We start from the raw sequence: 26,384 nt of genomic DNA, 5'->3' as shown, positions 1-26,384 counted from the left end.
TGGGGCCGCCCCCTTCCTGACATACCGTCAGTGTCCGTCCGGATCGGTCCTGTTGAGTGTCGGCTTCGGCGACGGACCCGCCGTCAACAGGTAGTCCGCCGCCGACGTGTCCGTCACCAGGCTGGTGACGAGACCGGAGCGCAGCACCGCGTCGATCGCCGGTCCCTTGCGCTGCCCGCCCGCGATCGCGACGACCTCCGGGATACGGCGGAGCTGGTCGGCCTTGACCGTGATGCACCGCTCCCCCAGGTCCCGTCCGACCCGGCGCCCCTCGGCGTCGAAGAGGTGCGCGGACATCTCGGCGGCGACGCCGAGCGAGGCGTAGTGGGCCCGCTCCTCGTCGCTGAGCATGTCGTGCACCGTCGAGATGCCGGGCTCCCAGGAGCCGATGGAGACGCAGGCGACCGTGACCTTGTCGAAGTACTCGAAGGCCCGGGCGATCCCGGTCTGGTGCCGCAGCGCCGCCGCGGTGGCCGCGTCCGGCAGCAGCATCGGCGCGTAGATGGGGTGGGCGTCGCCGCCGGACACCTGGGCGGCACGGCGCACCGCCTCGACCGAACCGCGCTCGGCGGTCCCGGCGTCGTACACGCCGGTCAACTGCACCACCGTGCACGGCGGCAGCCGGTCCAGGGCCGCGGCCATGTGGATGGTGGACCGGCCCCAGGCCAGGCCCAGCACATCCCCCTCGTTCACCAGCTCGCCGAGCAGGTCGGCGGCCACCTCTCCCAGGTTCTCGGGGTCGGGCGACTCCTCGGCCTCGGCCGGGGACTCGACCACGACGGCGTGCCTGAGGCCGTACCGGGCGCGCAGCGCGTCCGAGCGATCGGCGTCCAGCTCGGCCGGCACGCGGATTTCGATGCGCACCAGATCCCGTTCGAGAGCGGTCTCCAGGACCCGGGCCACCTTGAAGCGGCTGACGCCGAACTCCTCGGCGATCTGGATCTTGGATTTGCCCTCGAGGTAGAAGCGGCGGGCCATGGCCGCCGCCTGCACCAGCTCAGCGGGTCCCATCCGCATGGCTGACCGGCCCGCCGACATACCCGACACGGCGATCTCCTCACTGCTGTTCACACTCTGGATTCGCCGTTCATCCTTGCAGATCCGGCGCTCTTGATCCGCCCTGATGGGCGCCGTTCACGTTCCCTTGGCTCAGTGGTCGCATGCCCAGGCCGCCGACTTCGTCACCGCCTCCGCCTGCGCGCGCAGCGCACGGACCGCCGCGGCCGGGTCGTCGGCCCCGTACACCGCCGAACCGGCGACGAAGACGTCCGCGCCCGCCTCCGCGCACCGCTCGATCGTCGAGGCCGAGACACCGCCGTCGACCTGGAGCCACAGGTCGAGGCCGTGCTTGCTGATCAACTCGCGGGTGCGGCGAATCTTCGGAAGCATGATGTCGAGAAACGCCTGACCACCGAAGCCCGGCTCGACCGTCATGATCAGCAGCATGTCGAGTTCGGGGAGCAGATCCTCGTACGGCTCGATGGGCGTCGCGGGCTTGAGCGCCATGGAGGCACGGGCGCCCTTGGCCCGGATCTCCCGGGCAAGCCGTACCGGAGCCGCGGCGGCCTCGACATGAAAGGTGACGGAGGAGGCCCCTGCTTCGACGTACTGGGGCGCCCACCGATCGGGGGCCTCGATCATCAGATGGCAGTCCAGCGGAGTGTCCGTCGCACGGGCCAGGGACTCTACGACCGGCACGCCGAGCGTGAGGTTCGGGACGAAATGGTTGTCCATGACGTCGACGTGGAGGAAGTCGGCTCCCTCGACCGCCTTGGCCTCGTCCGCGAGGCGGGCGAAGTCGGCGGACAGGATGCTGGGGTTGATCTGCGCGGCCATGACCCAAGACTGCCATGCCGGAGCACGAATGTTCGCGCCAGTACAGACCTAAGACGTTCATCGGATGTTGTGTCCGGTTCGTGCGTGCCATGCTGGGCGGCCGACCGGCTCCACGGAGAGCTGCGGGGGTGGCCATGACTCAGACCCAGGAGAAGGGGCAGTCCCCTTCGGGACAGCGGGGCGTCGCCCATCTGGTGTGCGGGCGGCGCGCCAAGTGGGTGGTGCTCATTCTGTGGCTGGCGGCACTGTTCCTGACGGCACCGTTCGCGCAGAAGCTGACCGACGCGCAGGACAACGACGCCGCCTCCTGGCTTCCGGGGTCCGCCGAATCCACCCAAGTCCTTGAGATCTCCGAGGACTTCAGGCCTGAGCAGATCCCCGCGGTCGTCATCTACGCCCGCGACGGCGGCCTGACGGCACAGGACCGCGCGGCGATCACCGAGGACGTGGCGCAGCTCAAGCAGCTCACCGATCACGGCATCCGCGGCGCCGAGACCCGGGGCCCGGTCTTCGACCGCGAGCTGGACCCGCGCGCGGCCCAGGTCCAGGTCCCGATCACGATGGACGAGCAGGGCTGGGAACGCATCGCACCCGCCGTGGACTCCATCAAGGACGTCGTCGGCGAGGGCGGCGGCGGGCTGACCGTGCACATCACGGGCCCGGGCGGCACGTCCGCGGACTTCTCCGAGGCCTTCGAGGGCATCGACTCCACGCTGCTGTTCTCGGCGATGGTGGTCGTCATCGTCATGCTCCTGCTCACCTACCGCAGTCCCACCCTGCTGGTGGTCCCCCTCATCGCCGTGATCGTCGCCCTGTTCACCGCGCAGGCCCTGATCTATCTCCTGGCGGAACACGCGGGCCTGACCGTCAACGGCCAGAGCGCGGGCATCCTCACGGTCCTGGTGTTCGGCGCGGGCACGGACTACGCGCTCCTGCTCGTCGCCCGCTACAGAGAGGAACTGCGCCGTCACGAGGACCGCCACGAGGCGATGGCCCTTGCCCTGCACCGCGCCGGCCCGGCGGTGATCGCGTCCGGCGCGACCGTCGTGCTGAGCATGCTGGTGCTGCTGGCGGCGGAGATGAACTCCACGAGAGGCCTCGGCCCGGTGGCCGCGATCGGCGTGGCGGTGGCCCTGCTCGCGATGATGTCCCTGTTCCCGGCGCTCCTGGTCATCTTCGGCCGCTGGATCTTCTGGCCGGTGATCCCGCACCTGGGGACCGAGAACCCGGACAGGACAGGCATCTGGGCCCGCATGGGCCGCCGTATCTCCCATCGCCCGCGCATGGTCTGGGTCGTCACGGCGATCGCTCTCGCGGTCTGCTCCCTCGGCCTGATCCAGTTGCGCGCGGAGGGGCTGAGCAACGCCGACGCGTTCACCGACAAGCCGGACTCGATCACCGGCCAGGAGGTCTCCGCGCGCTACTTCCCGGCCGGCAGCGGCGACCCGCTGGTCATCGTCAGCAACCAGGCCCAGGCCGTGGAGGTCGGCCGCGCGGTTGCGGAGACACAGGGCGTCGTACCCACCTCGCTGGGCCTGCCACCAGGCACAAAACCGACGTTCGAAGGCAAGGCCCTCTTCGAGGCGACGATGACCGCTCCCGCCGACAGCGAGGCCGCAAAACAGACCGTGGAACGGGTCCGCGACGCCGTCCACGCGGTGCCGGACGCCGATGCCCAGGTGGGCGGCGGCACGGCGGCCCTCCTGGACATGGACGAGGCGACGACGCACGACAACATCCTGATCATCCCGCTGGTCCTGCTGGTCGTGCTCCTGATCCTCTGCGCCCTGCTGCGCGCCCTGATCGCCCCGCTGCTGCTGATCGGCACGGTGATCCTTTCCTTCGCGGCAGCCCTGGGCATCAGCGCGCTCGCCTTCCGCCACATCTTCGACTACGCCGGGGAGTCGACCGACTTCCCGCTGTTCGTCTTCGTCTTCCTGGTGGCGCTCGGCATCGACTACAACATCTTCCTCACCACCCGCATCCGCGAGGAGGCAGCCCACCAGGGCACCCGCCCCGGCGTGATCACCGGCCTCGCCGCCACAGGCGCGGTCATCACCTCGGCAGGCCTGGTCCTCGCCGGCACCTTCGCCGCCCTCGGCACCCTCCCCATGGTCGCCTTCGCCGAAATCGGCTTCGCAGTGGCCCTGGGCGTACTCCTGGACACCCTCATCGTCCGCTCGGTCCTGGTGACGTCCCTGTTCCTGGACGTGGGCCCGAAGGTCTGGTGGCCAAACCGCCTGTCCCGGGAGGACGGGGGAACTCCGGCGGTTCGGGAGCCGGAGGAGGGCGTGACGGGGAGGGGCGGCTGAGGGGGTGCGTACAGCGGCGCCTCTCCACGCCGGTCCCGGGCATTTCAGCCCGTCCGGTCCCGGGCATTTCAGCCCGTCCGGTCCCGGGCATTTCAGCCCGTCTGGGGGTACCCCCTCTGGGGGAGTTTGAGGACGAGGCCGTTCAGGCCGACAGCGGGGGTCTGGGGGCAACAGCCCCCAGGTACGGGAAGGGCAGGGGCGGCGGGGGCGACATCACCCCACCCGCCGAATCAGCGCCAGATACATCGCATCGGTCCCATGCAGATGAGGCCACAACTGCACATCAGGCCCCTCCCCCAGCTCCGGCACCCCCGGCAGCAAGGGCCGCGCATCAACCAGTTCCCCCGCACCCCCCTGCTTCAGCACGTCGTCCACCACAGCCCGAGTCTCAGCGAGATGCGGCGAACACGTGGCATACCCGACGACACCCCCGACCCGCACGGACTCCAGGGCCGCCCGCAACAACTCCCGCTGCAGCGGACCGAACCCCTCCAGATCCTCCGGCCGCCGCCGCCACCGAGCCTCCGGCCGCCGCCGCAACGCCCCGAGCCCCGTGCACGGCACATCCACCAACACCCGGTCAAAGCTCCCGGGCCGCCAGGCCGGCCGCGTCCCGTCGGCGGCGATGACCTGATACGGCCCCGGATTGCCGGCAAGCGCCTTGGCCACGAGCCCCGCCCGGTGCGGCTGCTTCTCGGAGGCAAGCAACACGGCCCCCCGCTCGGCGGCCAACGCCCCGAGCAGCGCCGCCTTGCCGCCGGGCCCGGCGCACCCGTCGAGCCACTTCTCGTCGGGCCCGTCCAGCGGCGCGTTCGCCAGGGCGAGCGCAACCAGCTGAGACCCCTCGTCCTGCACCCCCGCCCGACCGTCCCGCACGGCTTCGATGGCCCCCGGCTCCCCGCCCTCGGCCAGCCGCACGGCAAAGGGCGACCAACGCCCCGGCACCGCGGCCTCCTCGCCGAGGAGTTCCTCGGTCGTGGCCCGGCCCGGCCGCGCGACAAGCGTCACCTCGGGCCGCTCGTTGTCGGCCTCCAGCAACCGCTCGATCCCGGCCCGCCCGCCACCGAGCGAGTCCCACAGCGCCGAGACGACCCACCGCGGATGCGAGTGCACGACCGCGAGGTGTTCCTCGGGATCGTCGTCGTACGGCGGCGCGACGCGCTGGATCCACCCGTCGAGGTCGTCCTGCGCGACCTTCCGCAGGACGGCGTTCACGAACTTCGCGCGCCCGTCACCGAGGACGACCCGAGCGAGCTCGACGGACGCCGACACCGCGGCATGCGTGGGAATCCGCGTCCCCAGCAGCTGATGCACACCCAGGCTGAGCACATCGAGCACGGGCGGGTCGACCTCACGCAGCGGCCGGTCCACACACGCGGAGATCACGGCGTCGTAGGTCCCCTGCCGCCGCAGCGTCCCGTACACCAGCTCGGTCGCGAGCGCGGCGTCCCGCCCGTCGAAGTCGCCCTGCTCCCGCGCCTTCCGCAGCAGCGGCGGCAGTACGAGGTTGGCGTACGCGTCCCGCTCGTCCACGGCGCGCAGTGCCTCGAAGGCGAGAACGCGGACGGGGTCTTTCTTGGGCCGTCGGTAGGGCTTGCCGGGTTTGCGGGGCCGACGGGTGGTGTCGCTCACGAAAAAGGTGCTCCGGATTGCTGGATGAGATGTACCGACCAGCCTACGTCGCACGCCCGGCCCGGCGCAGGGCCCCTCACTCCCCGACGCGCTCGCCGTCCCCGATCCGCACGCCCCGCGCCCAGTCCGCGGCCCGCATCGGCTTCTTGCCCTGAGCCTGCACCCACAGCAGCTCGACGGCGTACGACCCGGTCCCGACGTACACGTTGTTCTTGCCGACGGAGAGCGCGCCGGGCGCGAGGTCGTCCCGTCCCGGGACCGGCTGCACCTGGATGAGCTTGAGCCGCTCGCCGCGGAAGGTGGTCCAGGCACCCGGGGCCGGGGTGCACCCGCGCACGACCCGGTCGACACGCAGGGAGGGAGCGGCCCAGTCGATGTGGGCGTCCTCGACGTTGACCTTGGGGGCGAGGGTGACCCCTTCGGCAGGCTGCGGTACGGCCTTCAGCGTGCCGTCCTCGATGCCGTCCATGGTCGCCGCGAGCAGCCCGGAGCCCGCGAAGGCCAGCCGGGTCAGCAGGTCGCCGCTGGTGTCGGTGGCCCGGATCTCCTCGGTGACGGTGCCGTAGACGGGCCCGGAGTCGAGCCCTTCCTCGATCAGGAAGGTGGAGGCCCCGGTGATCTCGTCCCCGGCCATGATGGAGTGCTGCACCGGCGCGGCCCCGCGCCAGGCGGGCAGCAGCGAGAAGTGCAGGTTGACCCAGCCATGGGCCGGGATGTCGAGGGCGACGCGCGGCAGCAGGGCGCCGTAGGCGACAACGGGGCAGCAGTCGGGCGCGATCTCCCGGAGCCGCTCCAGGAACTCGGGGTCGCGCGGCCTGACGGGCTTGAGCACCTCGATGCCCGCCTCCTCGGCCCGCTCGGCCACCGGGCTCGCCACCATCCTGCGTCCCCGCCCGGCGTGCGCGTCGGGCCGCGTCACGACGGCTGCCACCTCGTGCCGCCCGGAGGCGATCAGAGCGTCCAGAGCGGGAACGGCGACCTCGGGGGTACCGGCGAAGACAAGCTTCATGGGTGGGCACGGGCCTCTCGGGCGGGGTTGGTTGGGGCAGCACACAAGTCTATGTGCGGGCGCGCGGAGGGCTCACGTCGGCAGCGCCACGAAGGAAATCGCCACGCGCCCGGGAGGGACGGGCAGGCACCCGAGGCAGAAGGCCCGGACATCGCGGCGCGTACCCCCACCCAGGGGCGTAGGCATATGCCCATACGCCCCCAGTGCGTGACCCGCGGAGCGCTCCCGCGTTGGTCAAGAAAGAGTTGACCACAACGGGCCGCACCCGCCGTATCCGCGGCCCCTTCCTTTTCAACGCCGGTTCGAGAGGCTTGTTCATGGCCGACCACGCAACCCACGACGCCCAGGCTCGGGCCAGCCTGCACTTGCTGGTGCGGGACATCGAGCGGGTCCGCCGGCAGGTGGACGCACTGCGCACGCTCACCGCCCAGCTGGGCAACGTCTACCGCCCGCGCCGCTCCGGCCCCTCCACGGGCTTCGTCGTCTACGGACGCGCCCCCGCCCCGACGGTCCGTCTCGCCCAGGAGCTGCGGGACAGTGTCGAAACCCTGGTCACGGCAGCCGTGGACTTCGACCGCTCACTCGGCTTCTCGTGGGACGCGGTGGGTTCCGCCCTCGGCGTCACCAAGCAGGCGGTCCACCGACGCTACGGCGCGCGCCGCGCCGCCACCCAGGCGGCGGCCGAGGCCGAGCGGACGACCGAGCCGGCGGGCAGCCGGCCGGTCAACGTCACCACCGCTCTCCCCCCGGTGCCGACGGTCCCCGCGGCCCGTTCCATGCCGACGCAGCCGACGGCAGGCAGTCCCGGCCTGCGCGACGAGGCCAGGCCCACGGTGTTCCCCGGCCCTCGCAACGGCTGACCCCGCGACTGCCCCCACCTCACTCTGCCCTCCCGATGCGCACCCGGGAGGGCAGAGGCATACCTGCCCTCGGGCCCTGCGCGGCACCGCAGGGCGCCAAGCAGCACCAACGTCACCCGATGTCAGGCGGATCGATCCGAACCCGCACCGCGATCTCCCCGGCCCCCCGCGCCATCCGCGCCGCCTGAGCGGCCTTCAGCGCGGACGCCAGCGCCGCCCCGCTTCCCGGCGGAACCCGGATCAGCGCCCGGTCCCACTGCTCTCCGGGCGGCGGACCCCCCACGCGTCGCGGCCGTCCCACGGCCGTGACGGGCGCCGGCACAGGGCCCAACACCTCAGCATCCGGCGGTAGTTCGACCGTACGGAGAAACTCGGCCACCGCCTCGGGCGGCCCGGCCACGGAAGCCATCCGGGACACCGGCGGAAACCCCAGCTCGGACCGCTCGCCGAGTTCCCGCACCGCATGCCCGACGGGGTCCCATCGCACCAGCGCCTGCACGGGTCGCAGCGTGGGCTCGGCGACCACGACCACGGTCCCCCCGGCGCCCTGCGGCCGTACCAGCGAAGCGGCTGCGATCCACCGCCGCAGCGCGTCCTCACCCGCCCGCAGGTCGGGACGCCCGAGCATGGCCCAGCCGTCCAGCAGCAGCGCCGCCGCATACCCGCCCTCGGCGACAGGCTCGGCACCCGGTGTGCTCACGACCAGCGAGGGCGTGCCCGGCACGGTGTCCAGCACGTGCTCGCGCCCGGAGGTCCGCACCGGAACAGCGGGAAAGGCCCGCCCCAGCTCCTCGGCGGTCCGCCGCGCCCCCACCACCTGAGCCCGCAGCCTGAACGCACCGCACTCCGGACAGTGCCAGGCCCCTTCGTCCCGCCCGCACCATCCACACCGCAGCTCCGCCCCGGAGCCCTGCGCCTCCAGCGGCCCGGAACAGTGCCGACAGCGGGCGGGAGCCCGGCAGTTGGCGCAGGCCATCCGCGGCACATAACCGCGCCGCGGCACCTGCACGAGGACCGGCCCGTGCCGCAGCCCTTCCCGCACCGCCTGCCAGGCCAGGGTGGGCAGCCGAGCGGCTCGCGCGGCCTCGTCCCGCGCGAGATCCCCGTCCCCCACGGTCCGTACGAGGGGAGCCGCGCCGCGCACCTGTTCCCGGGTGGCGACCAACGGCCGGGCCCAGCCGCTCTCCACGAGCTGGGCGGCCTCGACGGTGCAGCTCCAACTCCCCAGCAGGAAGCCGCACTTGTCCTGCGCGGCGCGGAGCAACAGCACTTCACGCGCATGGGGCTGCGGGGCGTGCTGCTCGCTGTGACTGTCGTCGCCGTCGTCCCAGAGGGCGACCAGCCCAAGGTCCTGCACGGGCGCGAACATGGCGGCCCGCGTCCCCACGACCGCCCTCACGCTCCCGCGTCGTACGGCCAGCCACTCCCGGTACCGCTTCTCGGGCCCGGCATCGGCGGTCAGCACCGCATGCCGCCCCTCGCCCATCAGCGAGGTCAGGGCAGCGTCGACCCGGGCAACGGCTCGCCCGTCCGGCACCACGACGAGCGCCCCGCGCCCGGAGGCGAGCGTCGCCGCGACGGCCCGGGCCAGCTCCTCGCTCCACTCGGGGCCGGGCAGTGCGTTCCACACGGCCCGCGGCGCGCCCCCGGAGGCCAGGGACTCCAGGAAGGCGCTCCCCCGCTCGTACCGCCCCCAGGACCCCGTCTCGGGCCTGCCAGGCGCCGGGAGCGGCTCCGGTGACGGCCGCTGCTCGGCCCGGGCGCTGCGCGGCGGCACGGCCAGCTGCAGCACATCGGCGAGCCCTCCGGCATACCGGTCGGCCACGGCCCGCGCGAGCCCGAGCAGTTCCTCGCTCAGCACCCGCTCGGGCGAGACGACCTGCGCGAGCGCCGCCAGTGGCCCGGAGTAGTCGGACTCGGCGAGCCGCTCGACGAGGAAGCCGTCGATGAGCCCCCCGCCCTCACGCCGCCCCTCGCGCACCCGATTCCGCCCGGCTCCGAACCGCACCCGCACGCGCACGCCGGGCTGCGCCTCGGCGTCCAGCTCCTCGGGCACGGCGTAGTCGAAGTACCGATCGAGGTGCAGCACGCCCTTGTCGACCAGCACCCGCGCCACGGGCAGTTCCTTGGCCAGCGCGGCGCCCCGCCAGGTCCGGGGCTTGGCCCGGGGGACCTTGGCCTTGCGCACACTGTCCCGAATGAGCGCGAGCTGCTCGGGCGACGCCCCCTCGGCGCCGCCACCATCGGTCTCGTTCTCGCTGCTCACGCCTGCATTCCTACCAAACGCCACTGACAACCGCCGGAGCCCGAGTTCCCCCACGAGCGCGGGTACACCGAGGCCCGGCGCCCCACCAGGGACGCCGGGCCTCGAACAAACCGTGGAGCCGGGCCTTACAGACCCACTGCCTTGCGCAGCGCCTCCACCCGGTCCGTCCGCTCCCAGGTGAACTCCGGCAGCTCACGGCCGAAGTGGCCGTATGCGGCGGTCTGGGCGTAGATCGGGCGGAGCAGGTCCAGGTCGCGGATGATCGCGGCCGGACGCAGGTCGAAGACCGTGTCGATGGCCTTCTCGATCTTCTCGGTCTCGACCTTGGCGGTGCCGAAGGTCTCGACGAAGAGACCGACCGGCTCGGCCTTGCCGATCGCGTACGCCACCTGCACCTCGCAGCGCGAGGCCAGACCGGCCGCGACCACGTTCTTGGCGACCCAGCGCATCGCGTACGCGGCCGAGCGGTCCACCTTGGACGGGTCCTTGCCGGAGAACGCGCCGCCGCCGTGGCGGGCCATGCCGCCGTAGGTGTCGATGATGATCTTCCGGCCGGTCAGACCCGCGTCACCCATCGGGCCGCCGATCTCGAAGCGGCCGGTGGGGTTGACCAGGAGGCGGTAGTTCTCGGTGTCGAGCTTGATGCCGTCGTCGAGCAGGGACTTCAGCTCCGGCTCGACCACGAACTCCCGGATGTCGGGCGCGAGGAGGGAGTCCAGGTCGATGTCGCTCGCGTGCTGCGAGGAGACGACCACGGTGTCCAGACGGACCGCCTTGTCACCGTCGTACTCGATGGTGACCTGCGTCTTGCCGTCCGGGCGCAGGTAGGGGATCGTGCCGTTCTTGCGAACCTCGGAGAGGCGCTTGGACAGGCGGTGCGCCAGGAAGATGGGCAGCGGCATCAGCGTGGGCGTCTCGTCCGTCGCGTAGCCGAACATCAGGCCCTGGTCGCCGGCGCCCTGGCGGTCCAGCTCGTCCTCGTCGCCCTCGACACGGGACTCGTAAGCCGTGTCGACGCCCTGCGCGATGTCCGGCGACTGCGAGCCGATCGAGACCGAGATGCCGCAGGAGGCGCCGTCGAAGCCCTTCTTCGAGGAGTCGTAGCCGATCTCGAGGACCTTGTTGCGAACCAGCGTCGCGATGTCCGCGTACGTCTTGGTCGTGACCTCTCCGGCCACGTGCACCAGGCCGGTCGTGATCAGGGTTTCGACAGCGACCCGGGATGACGGGTCCTCGCGCAGAAGCGCGTCGAGAATGGTGTCGCTGATCTGGTCAGCGATCTTGTCGGGGTGACCCTCGGTCACGGACTCCGAGGTGAACAAGCGACGGGACACAACGCTCCCTGGGGTTGCAGCGGCTGCTGGCTGATCATTGTTGGACGGGACGGGGGCTGCGCCCGGCGTCGTCCGAGGACAGTTTATCTGTCGCGTTCGGCCACGGACCCCCTGTCTCGCCTCTCGGGAGGGCTGTGACCTGCGGCACGGGCATTCTGCCCAATCTCATGTGCCCTTGGCCAGGGGCGCCACACCCGAATCGAGTGCGGCCGGCGGGAAGTCCGCAGCGCATCAACCATGTGCCCCCAACCGGCGCGCCACCAGGTCCCACACGGTTTCGGCCAGGGCTTCCTTGGGCCCGTACGGCACGGGCGTCTCGCTGCCGTCGGCGCCGAGGACGACCGCCTCGTTCTCCTCGGAGCCGAAGGTCTTGCGCTCGCCCACCTCGTTCACCACGAGGAGGTCGCACCCCTTGCGCTCCAGCTTCTTGCGGCCGTTGGCCAGCACGTCGTCCGTCTCGGCGGCGAAGCCGACGATCACCTGGCCGGGGCGGGCGCGGTCGGTGGAGATCTCCGCGAGGATGTCCGGATTCCGCAATAGGACGATGGGGTCCGGCTCGTGGTCGTCCTTCTTCTTGATCTTTCCGGTGGCGTACGACTCCGGGCGGAAGTCCGCGACCGCCGCCGCCATCACGACCGCGTCGGAGTCCGCGGACGCCTTGAGGACCGCTTCCCGCAGCTGTATGGCCGTGCCGACCTGGACGACGTCCACGCCCGCCGGGTCGGCCATCCCGGTGTTGGCGGCGATCAGCGTCACCCGGGCACCCCGGGCGGCGGCGGTGCGGGCGAGGGCGTAGCCCTGCTTGCCGGAGGAGCGGTTGCCGAGAAAGCGGACCGGGTCGAGGGGCTCGCGGGTGCCGCCTGCGCTGACGACGACGTGCCGTCCCGCGAGGTCGGGCTCGGTGACGCCCCGCGCGAGCACCCGGCGGCAGACCTCGAAGATCTCCGCGGGCTCGGGCAGCCGGCCCTTGCCGGTGTCGACGCCGGTGAGGCGGCCGACGGCGGGCTCGATGACGATCGCGCCGCGCCGGCGCAGTGTCGCCACGTTCTCCTGGGTGGCCGCGTGCTCCCACATCTCGGTGTGCATGGCGGGGGCGAAGATCACCGGGCAGCGGGCGGTGAGCAGGGTGTTGGTCAGCAGGTCGTCGGCGAGGCCGTGCGCGGCCTTCGCGAGCGTGTCGGCCGTGGCCGGGGCGACGACCACCAGGTCGGCCTGCTGGCCGATGCGGACGTGCGGGACCTCGTGGACGTCGTCCCAGACCTCGGTCGAGACGGGCTTGCCGGACAGGGCGGACCAGGTGGCGGCACCGACGAAGTGCAGCGCCGAGGCGGTCGGCACGACCCGGACGTCATGTCCGGACTCGGTGAGTCTGCGCAGCAGCTCGCAGGCCTTGTACGCCGCGATACCGCCGCTGACCCCCAGAACGACCTTCGGCTTGTCCACCGTCTCTCCCCGGACCTCGGAAACGTACGACATCCATGACACACCACAGGCCCGGCAGACGCGCTGCCGGGCCTGTGGAAAAGCCTTCTGCAAGCTGCAGATATTACTTACTGCGCCGGGCCCTCGACGGCCTCGGACGTCAGCAGACCCGCGTTGATCTCGCGCAGGGCGATCGACAGCGGCTTCTCGTGGACGTGGGTGTCCACGAGCGGACCGACGTACTCGAGGAGGCCCTCGCCGAGCTGCGAGTAGTACGCGTTGATCTGGCGGGCCCGCTTGGCCGCGTAGATCACGAGGCTGTACTTCGAGTCGGTGGCCTCGAGGAGCTCGTCGATCGGCGGGTTGATGATGCCCTCGGGCGCGGAGATGGAAGAGGACACGCTCTACCTTCCGATGGATGGGAAAGAATCAGTCGATGTGATCACTCTTGATGAGCAGTCACGATCACACAACGTCCATCAAGGCTAGCAGCTCACGCGCCACGTCCTCGACGGAGGTGTTGACCAAGGTCACATCGAACTCCGGCTCGGCCGCCAGCTCGATCTTCGCCGCGTCCAGGCGGCGTGCGATCACCTCGGGCGGCTCGGTGCCACGTCCGGTGAGTCTGCGTACGAGCTCCTCCCAGGAGGGCGGAGCCAGGAACACCAGCTGGGCATCGGCCATCGACTCACTGACCTGCCGGGCGCCCTGGAGGTCGATCTCCAGCAGAACGGGCTCACCCGCCTCCAGCCGCTCCAGCACTGCCGCACGCGGCGTGCCGTAGCGGTTGCCGGCGAACTCGGCCCACTCCAGCAGCTCCCCGTTGGCGATCAGCTTGTCCATCTCTTCGTCGGTGACGAAGAAGTAGTGGACTCCATGCTGCTCGCCGGGGCGGGGCTTGCGGGTCGTCGCCGACACCGAGAGCCAGACCTCGGGGTGTTCCTTGCGCATATGGGCGACGACCGTGCTCTTGCCGACCCCGGAGGGGCCGGAGAGCACGGTCAGCCGCGGACGTTCACTCATGCAGCGATTATTCCAGCAATCCCGGAGTGCCCGGGACTCCCGGTCCCAAGTGCCCGGATCAGGAGCCCGTGCTGCCGAACTCACGCTCCAGGGAGGCGATCTGGTTCGAGCCGAGGCCACGCACGCGGCGGCTCTCGGAGATGCCGAGTCGCTCCATGATCTGCTTGGCGCGGACCTTGCCCACGCCGGGCAGGGACTCGAGCAGGGCGGAGACCTTCATCTTTCCGATGACGTCGTTCTCCTGGCCCTGCTTGATGACCTCGTGAAGGGAGGCGCCGGAGTGCTTGAGTCGATTCTTGACCTCGGCCCGCTCCCGGCGAGCCGCGGCGGCCTTTTCGAGCGCGGCTGCGCGCTGTTCAGGGGTAAGGGGCGGAAGAGCCACGCCTACGTCACCTCGGATGTTGAACTGTCGGATACGGACCGGTGAGGAACCTAGTCGCCCCACACCTGGGGAGGCACGAGCAACACGCTGCCCGTTCTCCCCCACTGCTTTAGGGAGCGTGGGAGGTGCTCCCACTCGTCGGAGACTAGCGGCCAAGTCCGCCAGAGTCAGCGAGAACAGCGGAAAAGTCCTGGTCAGCCTCCGCCAGGCCGGACATTTAGGACATAATGCCCCGGATTTGAGGATGTATTCAGACTCAAGTCGACCCGCGCCACTCATCGGAGGACTCGCGCGAGCGACTCGAACACCCCTGACGGCGGTCAGGCACCCGACACAGCGACCGTGACCTCGTCGGCGAAGCGTGACGCGGCGTCACGCAGCGCGACGACATCGGGCCCGTGCCGCAGCACTCCCCGGCTGACGTTCGGGACGACATTGCGCGCCGCGGCCCCGAAGACGCGAGGAAGATCCGCCGGCGTGGCGCCCTGCGCACCGATGCCGGGCGCGAGAAGCGGACCGTTGATGTCGAGGTCGTAGGACGAGAGGTCACCGAGCGTGGCGCCGACGACCGCCCCGAAGGAGCCCATGGGCTCCTCTCCCGTGTTCTCGGCAGCCAGGTGCGCCAGCATCGTCGCGCCGACGTTACGGCCGTCCGCGCGGACCGCGTGCTGGACCTCGCCGCCCTCCGGGTTCGAGGTCAGGGCGAGCACGAACAGGCCGGTGCCGCTCTCCCGGGCCAGCGCGACGGCCGGCGAGAGCGAGCCGTAGCCGAGGTACGGCGAGACGGTCAGCGCGTCGGAGAACAGCGGGGAGTCCTTGCGGAGGAAGGACTCGGCGTACGCGGCCATGGTCGAGCCGATGTCGCCCCGCTTGGCGTCCATCAGCACCAGCGCCCCGGCTCCCCGCGCCTCCTCGACCGACTTCTCCAGGACGGCGATGCCACGCGAGCCGAAGCGCTCGAAGAACGCGCTCTGCGGCTTGAGCACCGCGACCCGGTCGGCCATCGCCTCGACGACCGTACGGCTGAACCGCTCCAGGCCGGCCACGTCGTCGTTCAGGCCCCACTCGGCGAGCAGCGAGGCGTGCGGGTCGATGCCGACGCACAGGGGGCCACGCTCGTCCATGGCCCGGCGCAGGCGTGCGCCAAAAGGTTCCAGAGCACTCATGCGGTCTTCCTTGCCTTCCTGACGTCGGCGCCGACGGCGTCGGCGAGGGTGTCGTACGGGCTGGTACGGAGGCGTGCGGCGAGTCCCTTGTGGATGGCGCGGCCCCAGAAGGGCCCCTCGTAGATGAAGGCGCTGTACCCCTGGACCAGCGTGGCGCCCGCCAGGATCCGCTGCCAGGCGTCCTCGGCGTTCTCGATGCCCCCGACGCCCACGAGGGTGATCCGGTCGCCCACACGCGCGTAGAGGCGCCGCAGCACGTCCAGGGAGCGCGCCTTCAGGGGTGCGCCGGAGAGACCGCCGGCCTCCTTCACCAGCGAGGGTTCGGATTTCAAACCGAGTCCGTCGCGCGCAATGGTGGTGTTCGTGGCGATGATCCCGTCCAGGCCGAGCTCGACGGCCAGGTCGGCGACCGCGTCCACGTCCTCGTCGGCGAGGTCCGGCGCGATCTTCACCAGCAGCGGCACCCGGCGGGTGGTCACCGTGCGGTCGGCGGCCTCGCGGACAGCGGTCAGTAGGGGCCGCAGCGCCTCGGTGGCCTGCAGGTTGCGCAGCCCGGGCGTGTTGGGCGAGGAGACGTTGACCACCAGGTAGTCGGCGTACGGCGCCAGCCGCTCGGTCGACTTCACGTAGTCACCGGCGGCCTCCGCCTCCGGGACGACCTTGGTCTTGCCGATGTTGACGCCCACGACAGTCCTGAAGACGGGCGTACGGGAGGCCAGGCGGGCCGCCACGGCCAGCGAGCCCTCGTTGTTGAAGCCCATGCGGTTGATCAGCGCCCGGTCCTTCACGAGGCGGAACAGCCGCTGCTTGGGGTTGCCCGGCTGCGCCTCGCCCGTGACCGTGCCGATCTCGATGTGGTCGAAGCCGAGCATCGACATCCCGTCGATGGCGACCGCGTTCTTGTCGAAGCCGGCGGCGAGCCCGAAGGGGCCGTGCATCCGCAGCCCGAAGGCCTCCGTGCGCAGTTCCTTGTGACGGGGCGCGAGCGCGGCGGCGACGAACGTGCGCAGTACCGGGATGCGGACGGCGATGCGGATCCAGCGGAAGGCCAGGTAGTGGGCCTTCTCGGGGTCCATTCGCTTGAAGACGAGGTTGAAGAAGATCTTGTACATGGTGTCCTCATGAAGAGGGGGACACCGTTTCCGGTGTCCCCCTCGTCGGCTGCTAGTCGCGGGCCGCGGTCAGGTGTTCCGCGTGTTCCTGAAGCGAACGGACGCCCACGTCACCGTGGTTGAGGGCGTCAATGCCCTGGACGGCGGCGGCGAGCGCCTGAACCGTCGTCAGGCACGGAACCGACCGCGCCACGGCCGCCGTACGGATGTCGTAGCCGTCGAGGCGGCCGCCGGTGCCGTACGGCGTGTTGACGATGAGGTCGACCTCGCCGTCGTGGATGAGCTGGACGATGGTCTTCTCGCCGTTCGGGCCCTCGCCCTCGGACTGCTTGCGCACGACGGTGGCGTTGATGCCGTTGCGCTTGAGGACCTCGGCGGTGCCGGACGTGGCCATCAGCTCGAAGCCGTGGGCGACCAGTTCACGCGCCGGGAAGATCATCGAGCGCTTGTCGCGGTTGGCGACCGAGATGAAGGCGCGGCCCTTCGTCGGCAGCGGACCGTACGCGCCCGCCTGCGACTTGGCGTACGCCGTGCCGAAGACGGAGTCGATGCCCATGACCTCGCCGGTGGAGCGCATCTCCGGGCCGAGGACGGTGTCGACGCCGCGGCCGTGGATGTCGCGGAAGCGCGACCACGGCATGACGGCCTCCTTGACGGAGATCGGCGCGTCGAGCGGCAGCTCGCCGCCGTCGCCGGTCGCCGGAAGCAGCCCCTCGGCCCGCAGTTCGGCGATGGTCGCGCCCAGCGAGATCCGGGCGGCGGCCTTCGCCAGCGGCACCGCGGTCGCCTTCGAGGTGAAGGGGACCGTACGGGACGCGCGCGGGTTGGCTTCGAGGACGTACAGGATGTCGCCGGCCATCGCGAACTGGATGTTGATCAGGCCGCGCACGCCGACGCCCTTGGCGATGGCCTCCGTGGAGGCCCGCAGGCGCTTGATGTCGAACCCGCCCAGCGTGATCGGCGGCAGCGCGCACGCCGAGTCGCCGGAGTGGATGCCGGCCTCCTCGATGTGCTCCATGACGCCACCGAGGTAGAGCTCCTCGCCGTCGTAGAGCGCGTCGACGTCGATCTCGATCGCGTCGTCCAGGAACCGGTCGACGAGGACCGGCCGCGAGGGGCTGATCTCGGTCGACTCGGCGATGTAGGCCTCCAGCCGGGTCTCGTCGTAGACGATCTCCATGCCGCGCCCGCCGAGGACGTACGAGGGCCGCACCAGGACCGGGTAGCCGATCTCGTCGGCGATGGCCTTGGCGCCGGCGAAGGTGGTGGCGGTGCCGTGCTTGGGGGCCGGGAGGCCCGCCTCCGCGAGGACCCGCCCGAAGGCGCCGCGGTCCTCGGCGGCGTGGATGGCCTCCGGCGACGTACCGACGATCGGCACGCCGTTGTCCTTCAGCGCCTGCGACAGCCCCAGCGGGGTCTGGCCACCGAGCTGCACGACGACACCCGCCACGGGGCCGGCCTGCCGCTCCGCGTGGACGATCTCCAGCACGTCCTCCAGCGTCAGCGGCTCGAAGTACAGCCGGTCGGAGGTGTCGTAGTCGGTGGAGACGGTCTCAGGGTTGCAGTTGACCATCACCGTCTCGTACCCGGCGTCGCTCAGCGCGAAGGAGGCGTGCACGCAGGAGTAGTCGAACTCGATGCCCTGGCCGATGCGGTTGGGCCCGGAGCCCAGGATGATGACGGCCGGCTTCTCGCGGGGGGCGACCTCCGTCTCCTCGTCGTAGGAGGAGTAGAAGTACGGCGTCTGCGCGGCGAACTCGGCGGCGCAGGTGTCGACCGTCTTGTAGACCGGCCGGACACCCAGCGCGTGCCGCACCTCGCGCACGACGTCCTCGCGCAGGCCGCGGATCTCGGCGATCTGCAGGTCGGAGAAGCCGTGCCGCTTGGCCTCGGCCAGCAGGTCCGGGGTCAGCTCCGGGGCCTCGGCGAGCTCGTCGGCGATCTCCTTGATGAGGAAGAGCTGGTCGACGAACCAGGGGTCGATCTTCGTGTACTCGAAGACCTCCTCGGGCGTGGCGCCCGCGCGGATGGCCTGCATGACGGCGTTGATACGGCCGTCGGTGGGGCGGACCGCCTCTTCGAGGAGAAGCGTCTTGTCGCCGGGCTCGCCGACGAACGTGAACTGGCTGCCCTTCTTCTCCAGCGAGCGCAGCGCCTTCTGGAAGGCCTCGGTGAAGTTGCGGCCGATGGCCATGGCCTCGCCGACCGACTTCATGGTGGTGGTCAGCGTGGAGTCGGCCTGCGGGAACTTCTCGAAGGCGAAGCGCGGAGCCTTCACGACCACGTAGTCGAGGGTCGGCTCGAAGGAGGCCGGGGTCTCCTTCGTGATGTCGTTCGGGATCTCGTCGAGCGTGTAGCCGACGGCCAGCTTGGCCGCGATCTTGGCGATCGGGAAGCCGGTCGCCTTGGAGGCGAGAGCCGAGGAACGCGACACGCGCGGGTTCATCTCGATGACGATGACCCGGCCGTCCTCCGGGTTCACCGCGAACTGGATGTTGCAGCCGCCGGTGTCGACGCCGACCTCGCGGATGACGGCGATGCCGATGTCGCGCAGGGTCTGGTACTCGCGGTCGGTCAGCGTCATCGCGGGCGCGACGGTGATCGAGTCACCGGTGTGCACGCCCATCGGGTCGAAGTTCTCGATGGAGCAGACGACCACGACGTTGTCGTGCTTGTCTCGCATCAGCTCCAGCTCGTACTCCTTCCAGCCGAGAATGGACTCCTCCAGGAGCACCTCGGTGGTGGGAGAGAGGGTCAGGCCCTGGCCGGCGATGCGGCGCAGCTCCTCCTCGTCGTGCGCGAAGCCGGAGCCGGCGCCGCCCATGGTGAAGGAGGGGCGGACCACGACCGGGTAGCCGCCGAGCGTGTCGACGCCCGCGAGGACGTCGTCCATGGAGTGGCAGATGACCGAGCGGGCGGACTCGCCGTGCCCGATCTTGCCGCGGACGGCCTCGACGACGTCCTTGAAGAGGTCGCGGTCCTCGCCCTTGTTGATGGCCTCGACGTTGGCGCCGATCAGCTCGACGCCGTACTTCTCGAGCGTCCCCGCCTCGTGCAGCGAGATCGCCGTGTTGAGGGCCGTCTGGCCGCCCAGGGTGGGCAGCAGCGCGTCCGGCTGCTCCTTGGCGATGATCTTCTCGACGAACTCGGGGGTGATCGGCTCGACGTAGGTGGCGTCGGCGATCTCCGGGTCGGTCATGATCGTCGCCGGGTTGGAGTTGACGAGGATGACCCGCAGGCCCTCGGCGCGCAGGATGCGGCACGCCTGGGTGCCGGAGTAGTCGAACTCGGCGGCCTGGCCGATGACGATCGGGCCGGAGCCGATGACCAGGACGGACTGGATATCGGTGCGCTTAGGCACGCTGGCCCTCCATCAGGGATACGAAGCGGTCGAACAGGTAGGCGGCATCGTGCGGGCCGGCTGCCGCTTCGGGGTGGTACTGGACGCTGAAGGCCGGGCGGTCGAGGAGCTGGAGTCCCTCCACCACGTTGTCGTTGAGGCAGACGTGGGAGACCTCGGCGCGGCCGTAGGGGGTGTCGGAGACCTGGTCGGTCGGGGCGTCCACGGCGAAGCCGTGGTTGTGCGCGGTGACCTCGACCTTGCCGGTCGTGCGGTCCTGCACCGGCTGGTTGATGCCGCGGTGGCCGTACTTCAGCTTGTAGGTGCCGAAGCCGAGCGCGCGGCCCAGGATCTGGTTGCCGAAGCAGATGCCGAACAGCGGGGTGCGGCGCTCCAGGACCGCCTGCATGACGGAGACCGGGTGGTCGGCGGTGGCCGGGTCGCCCGGGCCGTTGGAGAAGAACACACCGTCCGGGTTCACGGCGAACACGTCCTCGGCGGTCGCCGTCGCGGGCAGCACGTGCACCTCGATGCCGCGCTCGGCCATCCGGTGCGGGGTCATGCCCTTGATGCCGAGGTCGACGGCGGCGACGGTGAACTTCTTGTCGCCGATCGCGGGGACGACGTACGCCTCCTTGGTGGCGACCTCGGCGGAGAGGTCGGCGCCCTTCATCTCGGGGGCCTGGCGGACCTCGGCGAGCATGGTGCCCTCGTCGGGCAGCGCGTTGCCGGAGAAGATGCCGACGCGCATGGCGCCGCGCTCGCGCAGGTGGCGGGTCAGCGCGCGGGTGTCGATGCCGGAGATCCCGACGACGCCCTGGTGGCGCAGCTCGTCGTCCAGCGAGCGCCGGGAGCGCCAGTTGGACGGCACGCGCGCGGGGTCGCGCACCACGTAGCCGGCCACCCAGATCTGCTTGGACTCGGGGTCCTCGTCGTTGACGCCGGTGTTGCCGACGTGCGGGGCGGTCATCACGACGACCTGGCGGTGGTACGACGGGTCGGTCAGGGTCTCCTGGTAGCCGGTCATGCCGGTGGAGAACACGGCCTCGCCGAAGGTCACCCCCACGGCCCCGTAGGCACGGCCGCGGAACATGCGGCCGTCCTCCAGGACGAGTACGGCGGGAGCCGCCTTGTGCCTGCGCGAGGCGGTCCCCTGGATGGAGGTCGTCATCGTTCGGCGCCTTCCGTGCTGTTGTTCTTGATCATGGAGTTAATGAGGTCGACCCACTCGTTGTGCTCCGCCGCGTGATCCGAGCGGAAGCCGGAGTCGATCAGCCGTTCGCCGTGCGCCCACGTCACCACGAGCAGTCCGCCCTCGGTCAGGACCTTGCCGGCGATGCCCTTGTCGAGCCGGGCCTCGCGCAGCTGCGCGACCGGGACGAAGAAGTCGGCCGCGCCGGGGCGTACGACGTCCAGTCCCGCCTCCGTGAGGGTGAGCTCGACGCGGCTGCGGGTGCCGAGGCCGTGCGCCACGATGCGGTCCAGCCACTGACCGGCGGTGGTCGAGCCGTGGTAGCGGCCGCTCATGCTCAGTCTCGCCGGGCCTGGGTCGTCCGGCGCGCTGGGCAGCTCGGGCAGGTCGCCCTGGAGCGTGCCGCGCCACTTCCAGCCCTCGCGCATCAGCCAGTAGACGAGCGCGACGAAGAGGGCGAGTCCGACGACCCAGCCGATGCGGGCGGCCCAGTCGGTCACGTCGGCCGACTTCTGTTCGGCCGCGAGTCCGGTTCCGGCTGCGAGCAGTGTTGCAGGTGTCACGTGAGCTTCCCGTCGACGAGCGTGGCCTTGCCCCGGAGCCACGTGTGCGTCACACGGCCCGGCAGCTCACGCCCCTCGTACGGAGTGTTGCGGCTGCGCGAGGCGAAGCCCGCGGGGTCCACGGACCCACGGTATTCCGTGTCGACGAGCGTGAGGTTGGCGGGCTCACCAGCCGAGACGGGACGGCCGTGCCCCTTCGCCTGCCCGATCTGGGCGGGCTTGAAGGACATGCGCTCGGCGACCCCGGCCCAGGTGAGGAGCCCGGTGTCCACCATGGTCTCCTGCACCACTGACAGCGCGGTCTCCAGGCCGACCATCCCCATGGCGGCGGCGGCCCACTCGCAGTCCTTGTCCTCGTGCGGGTGCGGGGCGTGGTCGGTGGCGACGATGTCGATCGTGCCGTCGGCGAGCGCCTCGCGCAGCGCCAGCACGTCACGCTCGGTGCGCAGCGGCGGGTTCACCTTGTAGACCGGGTTGTAGCTGCGCACCAGCTCGTCGGTGAGGAGGAGGTGGTGCGGGGTGACCTCGGCGGTGACGTCGATGCCGCGGGACTTGGCCCAGCGCACGATCTCGACGGACCCGGCGGTCGACAGGTGGCAGATGTGGACGCGGGAGCCGACGTGCTCGGCGAGCAGGACATCCCGGGCGATGATCGATTCTTCGGCCACCGCGGGCCAGCCGCCGAGCCCCAGCTCGGCGGAGACGACGCCCTCGTTCATCTGGGCGCCCTCGGTCAGCCGCGGCTCCTGCGCGTGCTGGGCGACGACGCCGCCGAAGGCCTTCACGTACTCCAGGGCCCGGCGCATGATCACGGCGTCGTCGACGCACTTGCCGTCGTCGGAGAAGACGGTGACACCGGCGGCCGACTCGTGCATGGCGCCCAGCTCGGCGAGCTTCCTGCCCTCCAGACCGACGGTGACGGCGCCGATGGGCTGCACGTCGCAGTAGCCGCCTTCCTGGCCGAGCCGGTAGACCTGCTCGACCACACCGGCGGTGTCGGCGACCGGGAAGGTGTTGGCCATGGCGAAGACGGCCGTGAAACCGCCCGAGGCGGCCGCGCGCGTGCCGGTCAGCACGGTCTCGGAGTCCTCGCGTCCGGGCTCGCGCAGGTGGGTGTGCAGGTCCACGAGCCCCGGCAGGAGCACCTTGCCTGCGGCCTCGACGACCTCCGCGCCCTCGGCGCTCAGCCCTGCGCCCACCTCGGCGATGGTCCCGCCGTCGATCAGGACGTCCTGGGGCTCGCCGCCGAGCACCTTCGCACCACGGATCAGGATCTTGCTCATCTGTCTTACTTCTCCTCGGTACGGGTGTGGGTCGCGGCGGGCTCGTTGCCGCCGAGCAGCAGGTACAGAACGGCCATCCGGATGGAGACTCCGTTTGCGACCTGCTCGATGGCGGTGCAGCGCTCGGAGTCGGCGACCTCGGCGGTGATCTCCATGCCGCGCACCATCGGGCCGGGGTGCATCACGATCGCGTGTTCGGGCATCCGCGCCATGCGGTCGCCGTCGAGGCCGTAGCGCCGCGAGTACTCGCGCTCGGTCGGGAAGAAGGCGGCGTTCATGCGCTCGCGCTGGACGCGCAGCATCATCACCGCATCGGTCTTGGGCAGCGTGCTGTCGAGGTCGTACGAGACCTCGCAGGGCCAGTTCTCAACTCCGACCGGCACCAGGGTCGGCGGCGCGACCAGGGTGACCTCGGCGCCGAGGGTGTGCAGCAGGTCGACGTTGGAGCGGGCGACCCGGCTGTGCAGCACGTCGCCGACGAGCGTGATGCGCTTGCCGTCGAGGTCCTGCCCGATCCCGGCGTCCCGGCCGACCAGCCTGCGGCGCATGGTGAAGGCGTCCAGCAGGGCCTGCGTGGGGTGCTGGTGGGTGCCGTCGCCGGCGTTGATGACGGCGGCGTCGATCCAGCCGGAGTTGGCGAGGCGGTAGGGCGCCCCGGAGGCGCCGTGCCGGATGACGACGGCGTCGACGCCCATGGCCTCCAGGGTCTGGGCGGTGTCCTTCAGGGACTCGCCCTTGGACACGCTGGATCCCTTGGCGGTGAAGTTGATGACGTCCGCGGACAGCCGCTTCTCGGCGGCCTCGAAGGAGATACGCGTGCGCGTGGAGTCCTCGAAGAAGAGGTTCACGACGGTCCGGCCGCGCAGGGTCGGCAACTTCTTGATCGGCCGGTCGGCGACCCGGGCCATCTCCTCGGCGGTGTCGAGGATCAGGACGGCGTCGTCGCGGGTGAGGTCGGCGGCCGAGATGAGATGACGCTGCATCTGTCAGGCTCCGTAAGGCAGTTAAGTCAGGATCCGGGGTGTCCGGGGGATGTCCCCCAGGAGGCCCAGCGGGGCAGACGGGTGCGCTGGAACGCGCACTGAGCGGGCGTACGACAGCGGCGTACGCCGTGGGCGCTACTGGGAGGTCTGCTTGGCACCGAGCAGCACGGTGTCGCGACCGTCCTCCTCGGCGAGCTGGACCTTGACCGTCTCCCGCAGCGACGTGGGGAGGTTCTTGCCGACATAGTCGGCACGGATGGGCAGTTCGCGATGGCCTCGGTCGACGAGTACCGCGAGCTGCACCGCGCGCGGACGCCCGATGTCGTTCAGGGCGTCGAGGGCGGCACGGATGGTGCGGCCCGAGAAGAGGACGTCGTCGACGAGGACGACCAGCCGGCCGTCGATGCCGTCACCGGGGATGTCCGTGCGGGCCAGCGCGCGCGGGGGATGCATGCGCAGGTCGTCGCGGTACATCGTGATGTCGAGCGAACCGACCGGGATCTTCCGGTCGGTGATCTCCTCGAGCTTGGCGGCGAGCCGCTGGGCGAGGAAGACACCTCGGGTGGGAATGCCGAGGAGCACCACGTCGTCGGCGCCCTTGGCGCGTTCGACGATCTCGTGGGCGATGCGGGTCAACACCCGCGCGATGTCAGGGCCTTCGAGAACGGGCCGGGCATCGGACGCTTGCGTGTCCTGTTGCCTGTCCATACGAAAGGGACCTCCTTCTCCGCCTCACGGGACGGACCTTAAAGGACGTCTGGTTTACGTCGTCCACCGTAGCAGGCCGGTGGGGCACCCCCTGTCACCCACTTGGCCCAATCGGACACCGATAGCACGGAAGCGTCGGTGTGGACCATTCGGCTTGACGCGCCAGAGTAACGCTGCGTAACCTCACAGTGAGTTACCAACCGCGCGGCATGGAACCCAAGCCACGTCGCGTCGACCCAGTGCCGGGGAGCTATATGTCCAGCGAATACGCCAAACAGCTCGGGGCCAAGCTCCGGGCCATCCGCACCCAGCAGGGCCTTTCCCTTCACGGTGTCGAGGAGAAGTCCCAGGGACGCTGGAAGGCCGTCGTGGTCGGTTCGTACGAGCGCGGAGACCGCGCCGTGACCGTGCAGCGCCTCGCCGAGCTGGCGGATTTCTACGGCGTTCCGGTGCAGGAGCTGCTGCCGGGCACCACGCCGGGCGGGGCCGCCGAGCCGCCGCCGAAGCTGGTCCTGGACCTGGAGCGACTTGCCCACGTACCGGCCGAGAAGGCGGGCCCCCTCCAGCGGTACGCCGCGACGATCCAGTCGCAGCGCGGTGACTACAACGGCAAGGTGCTCTCGATCCGCCAGGACGACCTGCGCACACTCGCCGTCATCTACGACCAGTCCCCCTCGGTCCTCACCGAGCAGCTGATCAGCTGGGGCGTGCTGGACGCGGACGCGCGTCGCGCGGTCTCCCACGCCGAGGAGAGCTGAGCGCTTCACGCGTTGAGCCACTTGAGAAGAAACGTGCCGCCGGGGTGGCCGGAACTTTGCGGTTCCGGCCGCCCCGGCGGCGTTCTGCGGGCCTGAAGGGGCCCCAGGGCACAGGGACGCCGGAGGGCCCGCAGCATCCTTGCTGCGGGCCCTCCGGCGTCTTCGGTCGAAACCCTTACGCTTCCTCGCGGCGCAGCGTGGGCTTCAGGTCCTTGAGCCGACCGAGGAGGCCATTGACGAACGAGGGCGAGTCGTCCGTGGAGAACTCCTTCGCCAGCGCCACCATCTCGTCCAGCACGACGGCGTCCGGGGTCTCGTCGACCCAGATCAGCTCGTACGCGCCGAGACGCAGGATGTTGCGGTCCACGACCGGCATCCGGTCCAGCGTCCAGCCGACCGCGTACTGAGCGATCAGATCGTCGATGCGCCGCGCGTGCTGCGCGTAGCCCTCGACCAGCTGCATCGTGTACTCGCTCACCGGCGGCTGCCGGGTGTCGTCCCGGGAGAGCCGGATCCAGTCCGCCAGGACCGTCAGGACTCCGGCGTCGCGCTGGTCACCCTCGAAGAGGATCTGGAAGGCGCGCTTGCGGGCCGTGTTGCGGGCAGCCAATTTAGCTGTTCACCCGGCCGAGGTAGTCGCTCGTGCGGGTGTCGACCTTGATCTTCTCACCGGTGGTGATGAAGAGCGGGACGTTGATCTGGTGGCCGGTCTCCAGGATGGCGGGCTTGGTGCCGCCGGTGGAGCGGTCGCCCTGGACACCCGGCTCGGTCTCCTGGATCACGAGCTCGACGGCGGCGGGCAGCTCGACGAAGAGCACCTCGCCCTCGTGCTGCGCGACGGTGGCCGTGAAGCCCTCGATCAGGAAGTTGGCGGCGTCGCCGACAGCCTTGCGGTCGACCATGAGCTGGTCGTAGGTCTCCATGTCCATGAAGACGAAGTACTCGCCGTCCATGTAGGAGAACTGCATGTCGCGCTTGTCGACAGTGGCCGTCTCGACCTTGACGCCGGCGTTGAACGTCTTGTCGACGACCTTGCCGGAGAGCACGTTCTTGAGCTTGGTGCGCACGAAGGCCGGGCCCTTGCCGGGCTTGACGTGCTGGAACTCGACGACGGACCAGAGCTGGCCGCCTTCGAGCTTGAGCACCAGGCCGTTCTTGAGGTCGTTCGTGGAAGCCACGGTTGCGGAATCTCCTGGACTGACG

General features: G+C 70.5%; 23 protein-coding genes. 3 read left to right on the top strand and 20 right to left on the bottom strand.

Features of this window, described 5'->3' with window-relative positions; genetic code table 11:
• Positions 1–27: 27 nt before the first annotated feature.
• Complete coding sequence (locus OHT51_RS35070; RefSeq protein ID WP_328882914.1) at positions 28–1,071, bottom strand: sugar-binding transcriptional regulator; 1,044 nt, start codon at positions 1,069–1,071, stop codon at positions 28–30.
• 78 nt (positions 1,072–1,149) lie between these two features.
• Positions 1,150–1,836, bottom strand: a complete 687-nt coding sequence (rpe, locus tag OHT51_RS35065) for a ribulose-phosphate 3-epimerase (protein WP_328882913.1) — start codon at positions 1,834–1,836, stop codon at positions 1,150–1,152.
• Between the two features lie 134 nt (positions 1,837–1,970).
• On the opposite strand from rpe, the gene OHT51_RS35060 reads away from it, so the two are divergent.
• On the top strand, positions 1,971–4,148 hold the full coding sequence (locus OHT51_RS35060) for an MMPL family transporter (protein ID WP_328882912.1): 2,178 nt from the start codon (positions 1,971–1,973) through the stop codon (positions 4,146–4,148).
• Between the two features lie 213 nt (positions 4,149–4,361).
• Here OHT51_RS35060 and OHT51_RS35055 read toward each other — a convergent pair whose 3' ends face one another.
• Positions 4,362–5,780: an RsmB/NOP family class I SAM-dependent RNA methyltransferase gene (locus tag OHT51_RS35055; RefSeq protein WP_328882911.1), complete on the bottom strand. Its 1,419-nt coding sequence runs from the start codon at positions 5,778–5,780 to the stop codon at positions 4,362–4,364.
• 76 nt (positions 5,781–5,856) lie between these two features.
• Positions 5,857–6,789: a methionyl-tRNA formyltransferase gene (fmt, locus tag OHT51_RS35050; RefSeq protein ID WP_328882910.1), complete on the bottom strand. Its 933-nt coding sequence runs from the start codon at positions 6,787–6,789 to the stop codon at positions 5,857–5,859.
• Between the two features lie 317 nt (positions 6,790–7,106).
• On the opposite strand from fmt, the gene OHT51_RS35045 reads away from it, so the two are divergent.
• Positions 7,107–7,649, top strand: coding sequence for a hypothetical protein (locus tag OHT51_RS35045; protein WP_328882909.1), 543 nt, complete (start codon positions 7,107–7,109; stop codon positions 7,647–7,649).
• Positions 7,650–7,761: 112 nt separating this feature from the next.
• Here the strand turns inward: OHT51_RS35045 and OHT51_RS35040 are convergent, their stop codons facing one another.
• From OHT51_RS35040 to pyrR, 14 genes are all read right to left on the bottom strand, one after another.
• Positions 7,762–9,915, bottom strand: coding sequence for a primosomal protein N' (locus tag OHT51_RS35040; RefSeq protein ID WP_328882908.1), 2,154 nt, complete (start codon positions 9,913–9,915; stop codon positions 7,762–7,764).
• Between the two features lie 125 nt (positions 9,916–10,040).
• Positions 10,041–11,249, bottom strand: a complete 1,209-nt coding sequence (gene metK, locus OHT51_RS35035) for a methionine adenosyltransferase (protein ID WP_328882907.1) — start codon at positions 11,247–11,249, stop codon at positions 10,041–10,043.
• A gap of 231 nt (positions 11,250–11,480) precedes the next feature.
• Positions 11,481–12,692 (bottom strand): bifunctional phosphopantothenoylcysteine decarboxylase/phosphopantothenate--cysteine ligase CoaBC, encoded by a 1,212-nt coding sequence (coaBC, locus tag OHT51_RS35030; protein WP_328884546.1) that lies wholly within the window; start codon positions 12,690–12,692, stop codon positions 11,481–11,483.
• Positions 12,693–12,799: 107 nt separating this feature from the next.
• Positions 12,800–13,072: a DNA-directed RNA polymerase subunit omega gene (gene rpoZ, locus OHT51_RS35025; protein ID WP_003988945.1), complete on the bottom strand. Its 273-nt coding sequence runs from the start codon at positions 13,070–13,072 to the stop codon at positions 12,800–12,802.
• Positions 13,073–13,136: 64 nt separating this feature from the next.
• On the bottom strand, positions 13,137–13,694 hold the full coding sequence (gmk, locus tag OHT51_RS35020) for a guanylate kinase (protein WP_328882906.1): 558 nt from the start codon (positions 13,692–13,694) through the stop codon (positions 13,137–13,139).
• 58 nt (positions 13,695–13,752) lie between these two features.
• Positions 13,753–14,076, bottom strand: coding sequence for an integration host factor (locus OHT51_RS35015; protein WP_003977346.1), 324 nt, complete (start codon positions 14,074–14,076; stop codon positions 13,753–13,755).
• Between the two features lie 320 nt (positions 14,077–14,396).
• A complete protein-coding gene (gene pyrF / locus OHT51_RS35010; RefSeq protein WP_328882905.1) occupies positions 14,397–15,242 on the bottom strand; it encodes an orotidine-5'-phosphate decarboxylase in 846 nt (281 codons plus the stop codon).
• Positions 15,239–16,354, bottom strand: a complete 1,116-nt coding sequence (locus tag OHT51_RS35005) for a quinone-dependent dihydroorotate dehydrogenase (RefSeq protein WP_328882904.1) — start codon at positions 16,352–16,354, stop codon at positions 15,239–15,241. The genes pyrF and OHT51_RS35005 overlap by 4 nt, the downstream gene beginning before the upstream one ends.
• A 52-nt stretch (positions 16,355–16,406) precedes the next feature.
• On the bottom strand, positions 16,407–19,715 hold the full coding sequence (gene carB / locus OHT51_RS35000; protein ID WP_328882903.1) for a carbamoyl-phosphate synthase large subunit: 3,309 nt from the start codon (positions 19,713–19,715) through the stop codon (positions 16,407–16,409).
• Positions 19,708–20,865 carry a glutamine-hydrolyzing carbamoyl-phosphate synthase small subunit gene (carA, locus tag OHT51_RS34995; protein WP_328882902.1) on the bottom strand — a complete coding sequence of 386 codons (1,158 nt, stop codon included), beginning with the start codon at positions 20,863–20,865 and terminating at the stop codon, positions 19,708–19,710. Before carA ends, carB begins: the two co-directional genes overlap by 8 nt.
• Positions 20,862–21,449 carry a PH-like domain-containing protein gene (locus OHT51_RS34990; protein ID WP_328882901.1) on the bottom strand — a complete coding sequence of 196 codons (588 nt, stop codon included), beginning with the start codon at positions 21,447–21,449 and terminating at the stop codon, positions 20,862–20,864. Before OHT51_RS34990 ends, carA begins: the two co-directional genes overlap by 4 nt.
• A complete protein-coding gene (locus OHT51_RS34985) occupies positions 21,446–22,732 on the bottom strand; it encodes a dihydroorotase (protein ID WP_328882900.1) in 1,287 nt (428 codons plus the stop codon). Before OHT51_RS34985 ends, OHT51_RS34990 begins: the two co-directional genes overlap by 4 nt.
• 5 nt (positions 22,733–22,737) lie before the next feature.
• Positions 22,738–23,715 carry an aspartate carbamoyltransferase catalytic subunit gene (locus OHT51_RS34980; protein WP_328882899.1) on the bottom strand — a complete coding sequence of 326 codons (978 nt, stop codon included), beginning with the start codon at positions 23,713–23,715 and terminating at the stop codon, positions 22,738–22,740.
• A gap of 135 nt (positions 23,716–23,850) precedes the next feature.
• On the bottom strand, positions 23,851–24,423 hold the full coding sequence (gene pyrR, locus OHT51_RS34975) for a bifunctional pyr operon transcriptional regulator/uracil phosphoribosyltransferase PyrR (protein WP_328882898.1): 573 nt from the start codon (positions 24,421–24,423) through the stop codon (positions 23,851–23,853).
• 254 nt (positions 24,424–24,677) lie between these two features.
• On the opposite strand from pyrR, the gene bldD reads away from it, so the two are divergent.
• The gene (gene bldD, locus OHT51_RS34970) at positions 24,678–25,181 is read left to right on the top strand and encodes a transcriptional regulator BldD (RefSeq protein WP_004002691.1); all 504 of its coding nucleotides are present in this window, start codon (positions 24,678–24,680) and stop codon (positions 25,179–25,181) included.
• A 175-nt stretch (positions 25,182–25,356) separates the two neighbouring features.
• Here bldD and nusB read toward each other — a convergent pair whose 3' ends face one another.
• Positions 25,357–25,791, bottom strand: a complete 435-nt coding sequence (nusB, locus tag OHT51_RS34965; protein WP_328882897.1) for a transcription antitermination factor NusB — start codon at positions 25,789–25,791, stop codon at positions 25,357–25,359.
• A 1-nt stretch (position 25,792) separates the two neighbouring features.
• On the bottom strand, positions 25,793–26,359 hold the full coding sequence (efp, locus tag OHT51_RS34960; protein ID WP_030607045.1) for an elongation factor P: 567 nt from the start codon (positions 26,357–26,359) through the stop codon (positions 25,793–25,795).
• Positions 26,360–26,384 lie beyond the last annotated feature (25 nt).

The organism is Streptomyces sp. NBC_00299, from assembly GCF_036173045.1.
Taxonomy (GTDB): Bacteria; Actinomycetota; Actinomycetes; order Streptomycetales; family Streptomycetaceae; genus Streptomyces; species Streptomyces machairae.
The sequence above is the reverse complement of the archived record's forward strand: the minus strand, read 5'-3'. Positions and strand labels throughout refer to the sequence as shown.

Coding starts and splice junctions, on each gene's coding strand:
- OHT51_RS34980 (WP_328882899.1), bottom strand. CDS start 23,715: ATGCAGCGTCATCTCATCTCGGCCGCCGACCTCACCCGCGACGACGCC.
- OHT51_RS35060 (WP_328882912.1), top strand. CDS start 1,971: ATGACTCAGACCCAGGAGAAGGGGCAGTCCCCTTCGGGACAGCGGGGC.
- OHT51_RS35005 (WP_328882904.1), bottom strand. CDS start 16,354: ATGTACAAGATCTTCTTCAACCTCGTCTTCAAGCGAATGGACCCCGAG.
- carA (WP_328882902.1), bottom strand. CDS start 20,865: ATGACGACCTCCATCCAGGGGACCGCCTCGCGCAGGCACAAGGCGGCT.
- pyrR (WP_328882898.1), bottom strand. CDS start 24,423: ATGGACAGGCAACAGGACACGCAAGCGTCCGATGCCCGGCCCGTTCTC.
- pyrF (WP_328882905.1), bottom strand. CDS start 15,242: ATGAGTGCTCTGGAACCTTTTGGCGCACGCCTGCGCCGGGCCATGGAC.
- OHT51_RS34985 (WP_328882900.1), bottom strand. CDS start 22,732: ATGAGCAAGATCCTGATCCGTGGTGCGAAGGTGCTCGGCGGCGAGCCC.
- rpe (WP_328882913.1), bottom strand. CDS start 1,836: ATGGCCGCGCAGATCAACCCCAGCATCCTGTCCGCCGACTTCGCCCGC.
- OHT51_RS35045 (WP_328882909.1), top strand. CDS start 7,107: ATGGCCGACCACGCAACCCACGACGCCCAGGCTCGGGCCAGCCTGCAC.
- gmk (WP_328882906.1), bottom strand. CDS start 13,694: ATGAGTGAACGTCCGCGGCTGACCGTGCTCTCCGGCCCCTCCGGGGTC.
- bldD (WP_004002691.1), top strand. CDS start 24,678: ATGTCCAGCGAATACGCCAAACAGCTCGGGGCCAAGCTCCGGGCCATC.
- fmt (WP_328882910.1), bottom strand. CDS start 6,789: ATGAAGCTTGTCTTCGCCGGTACCCCCGAGGTCGCCGTTCCCGCTCTG.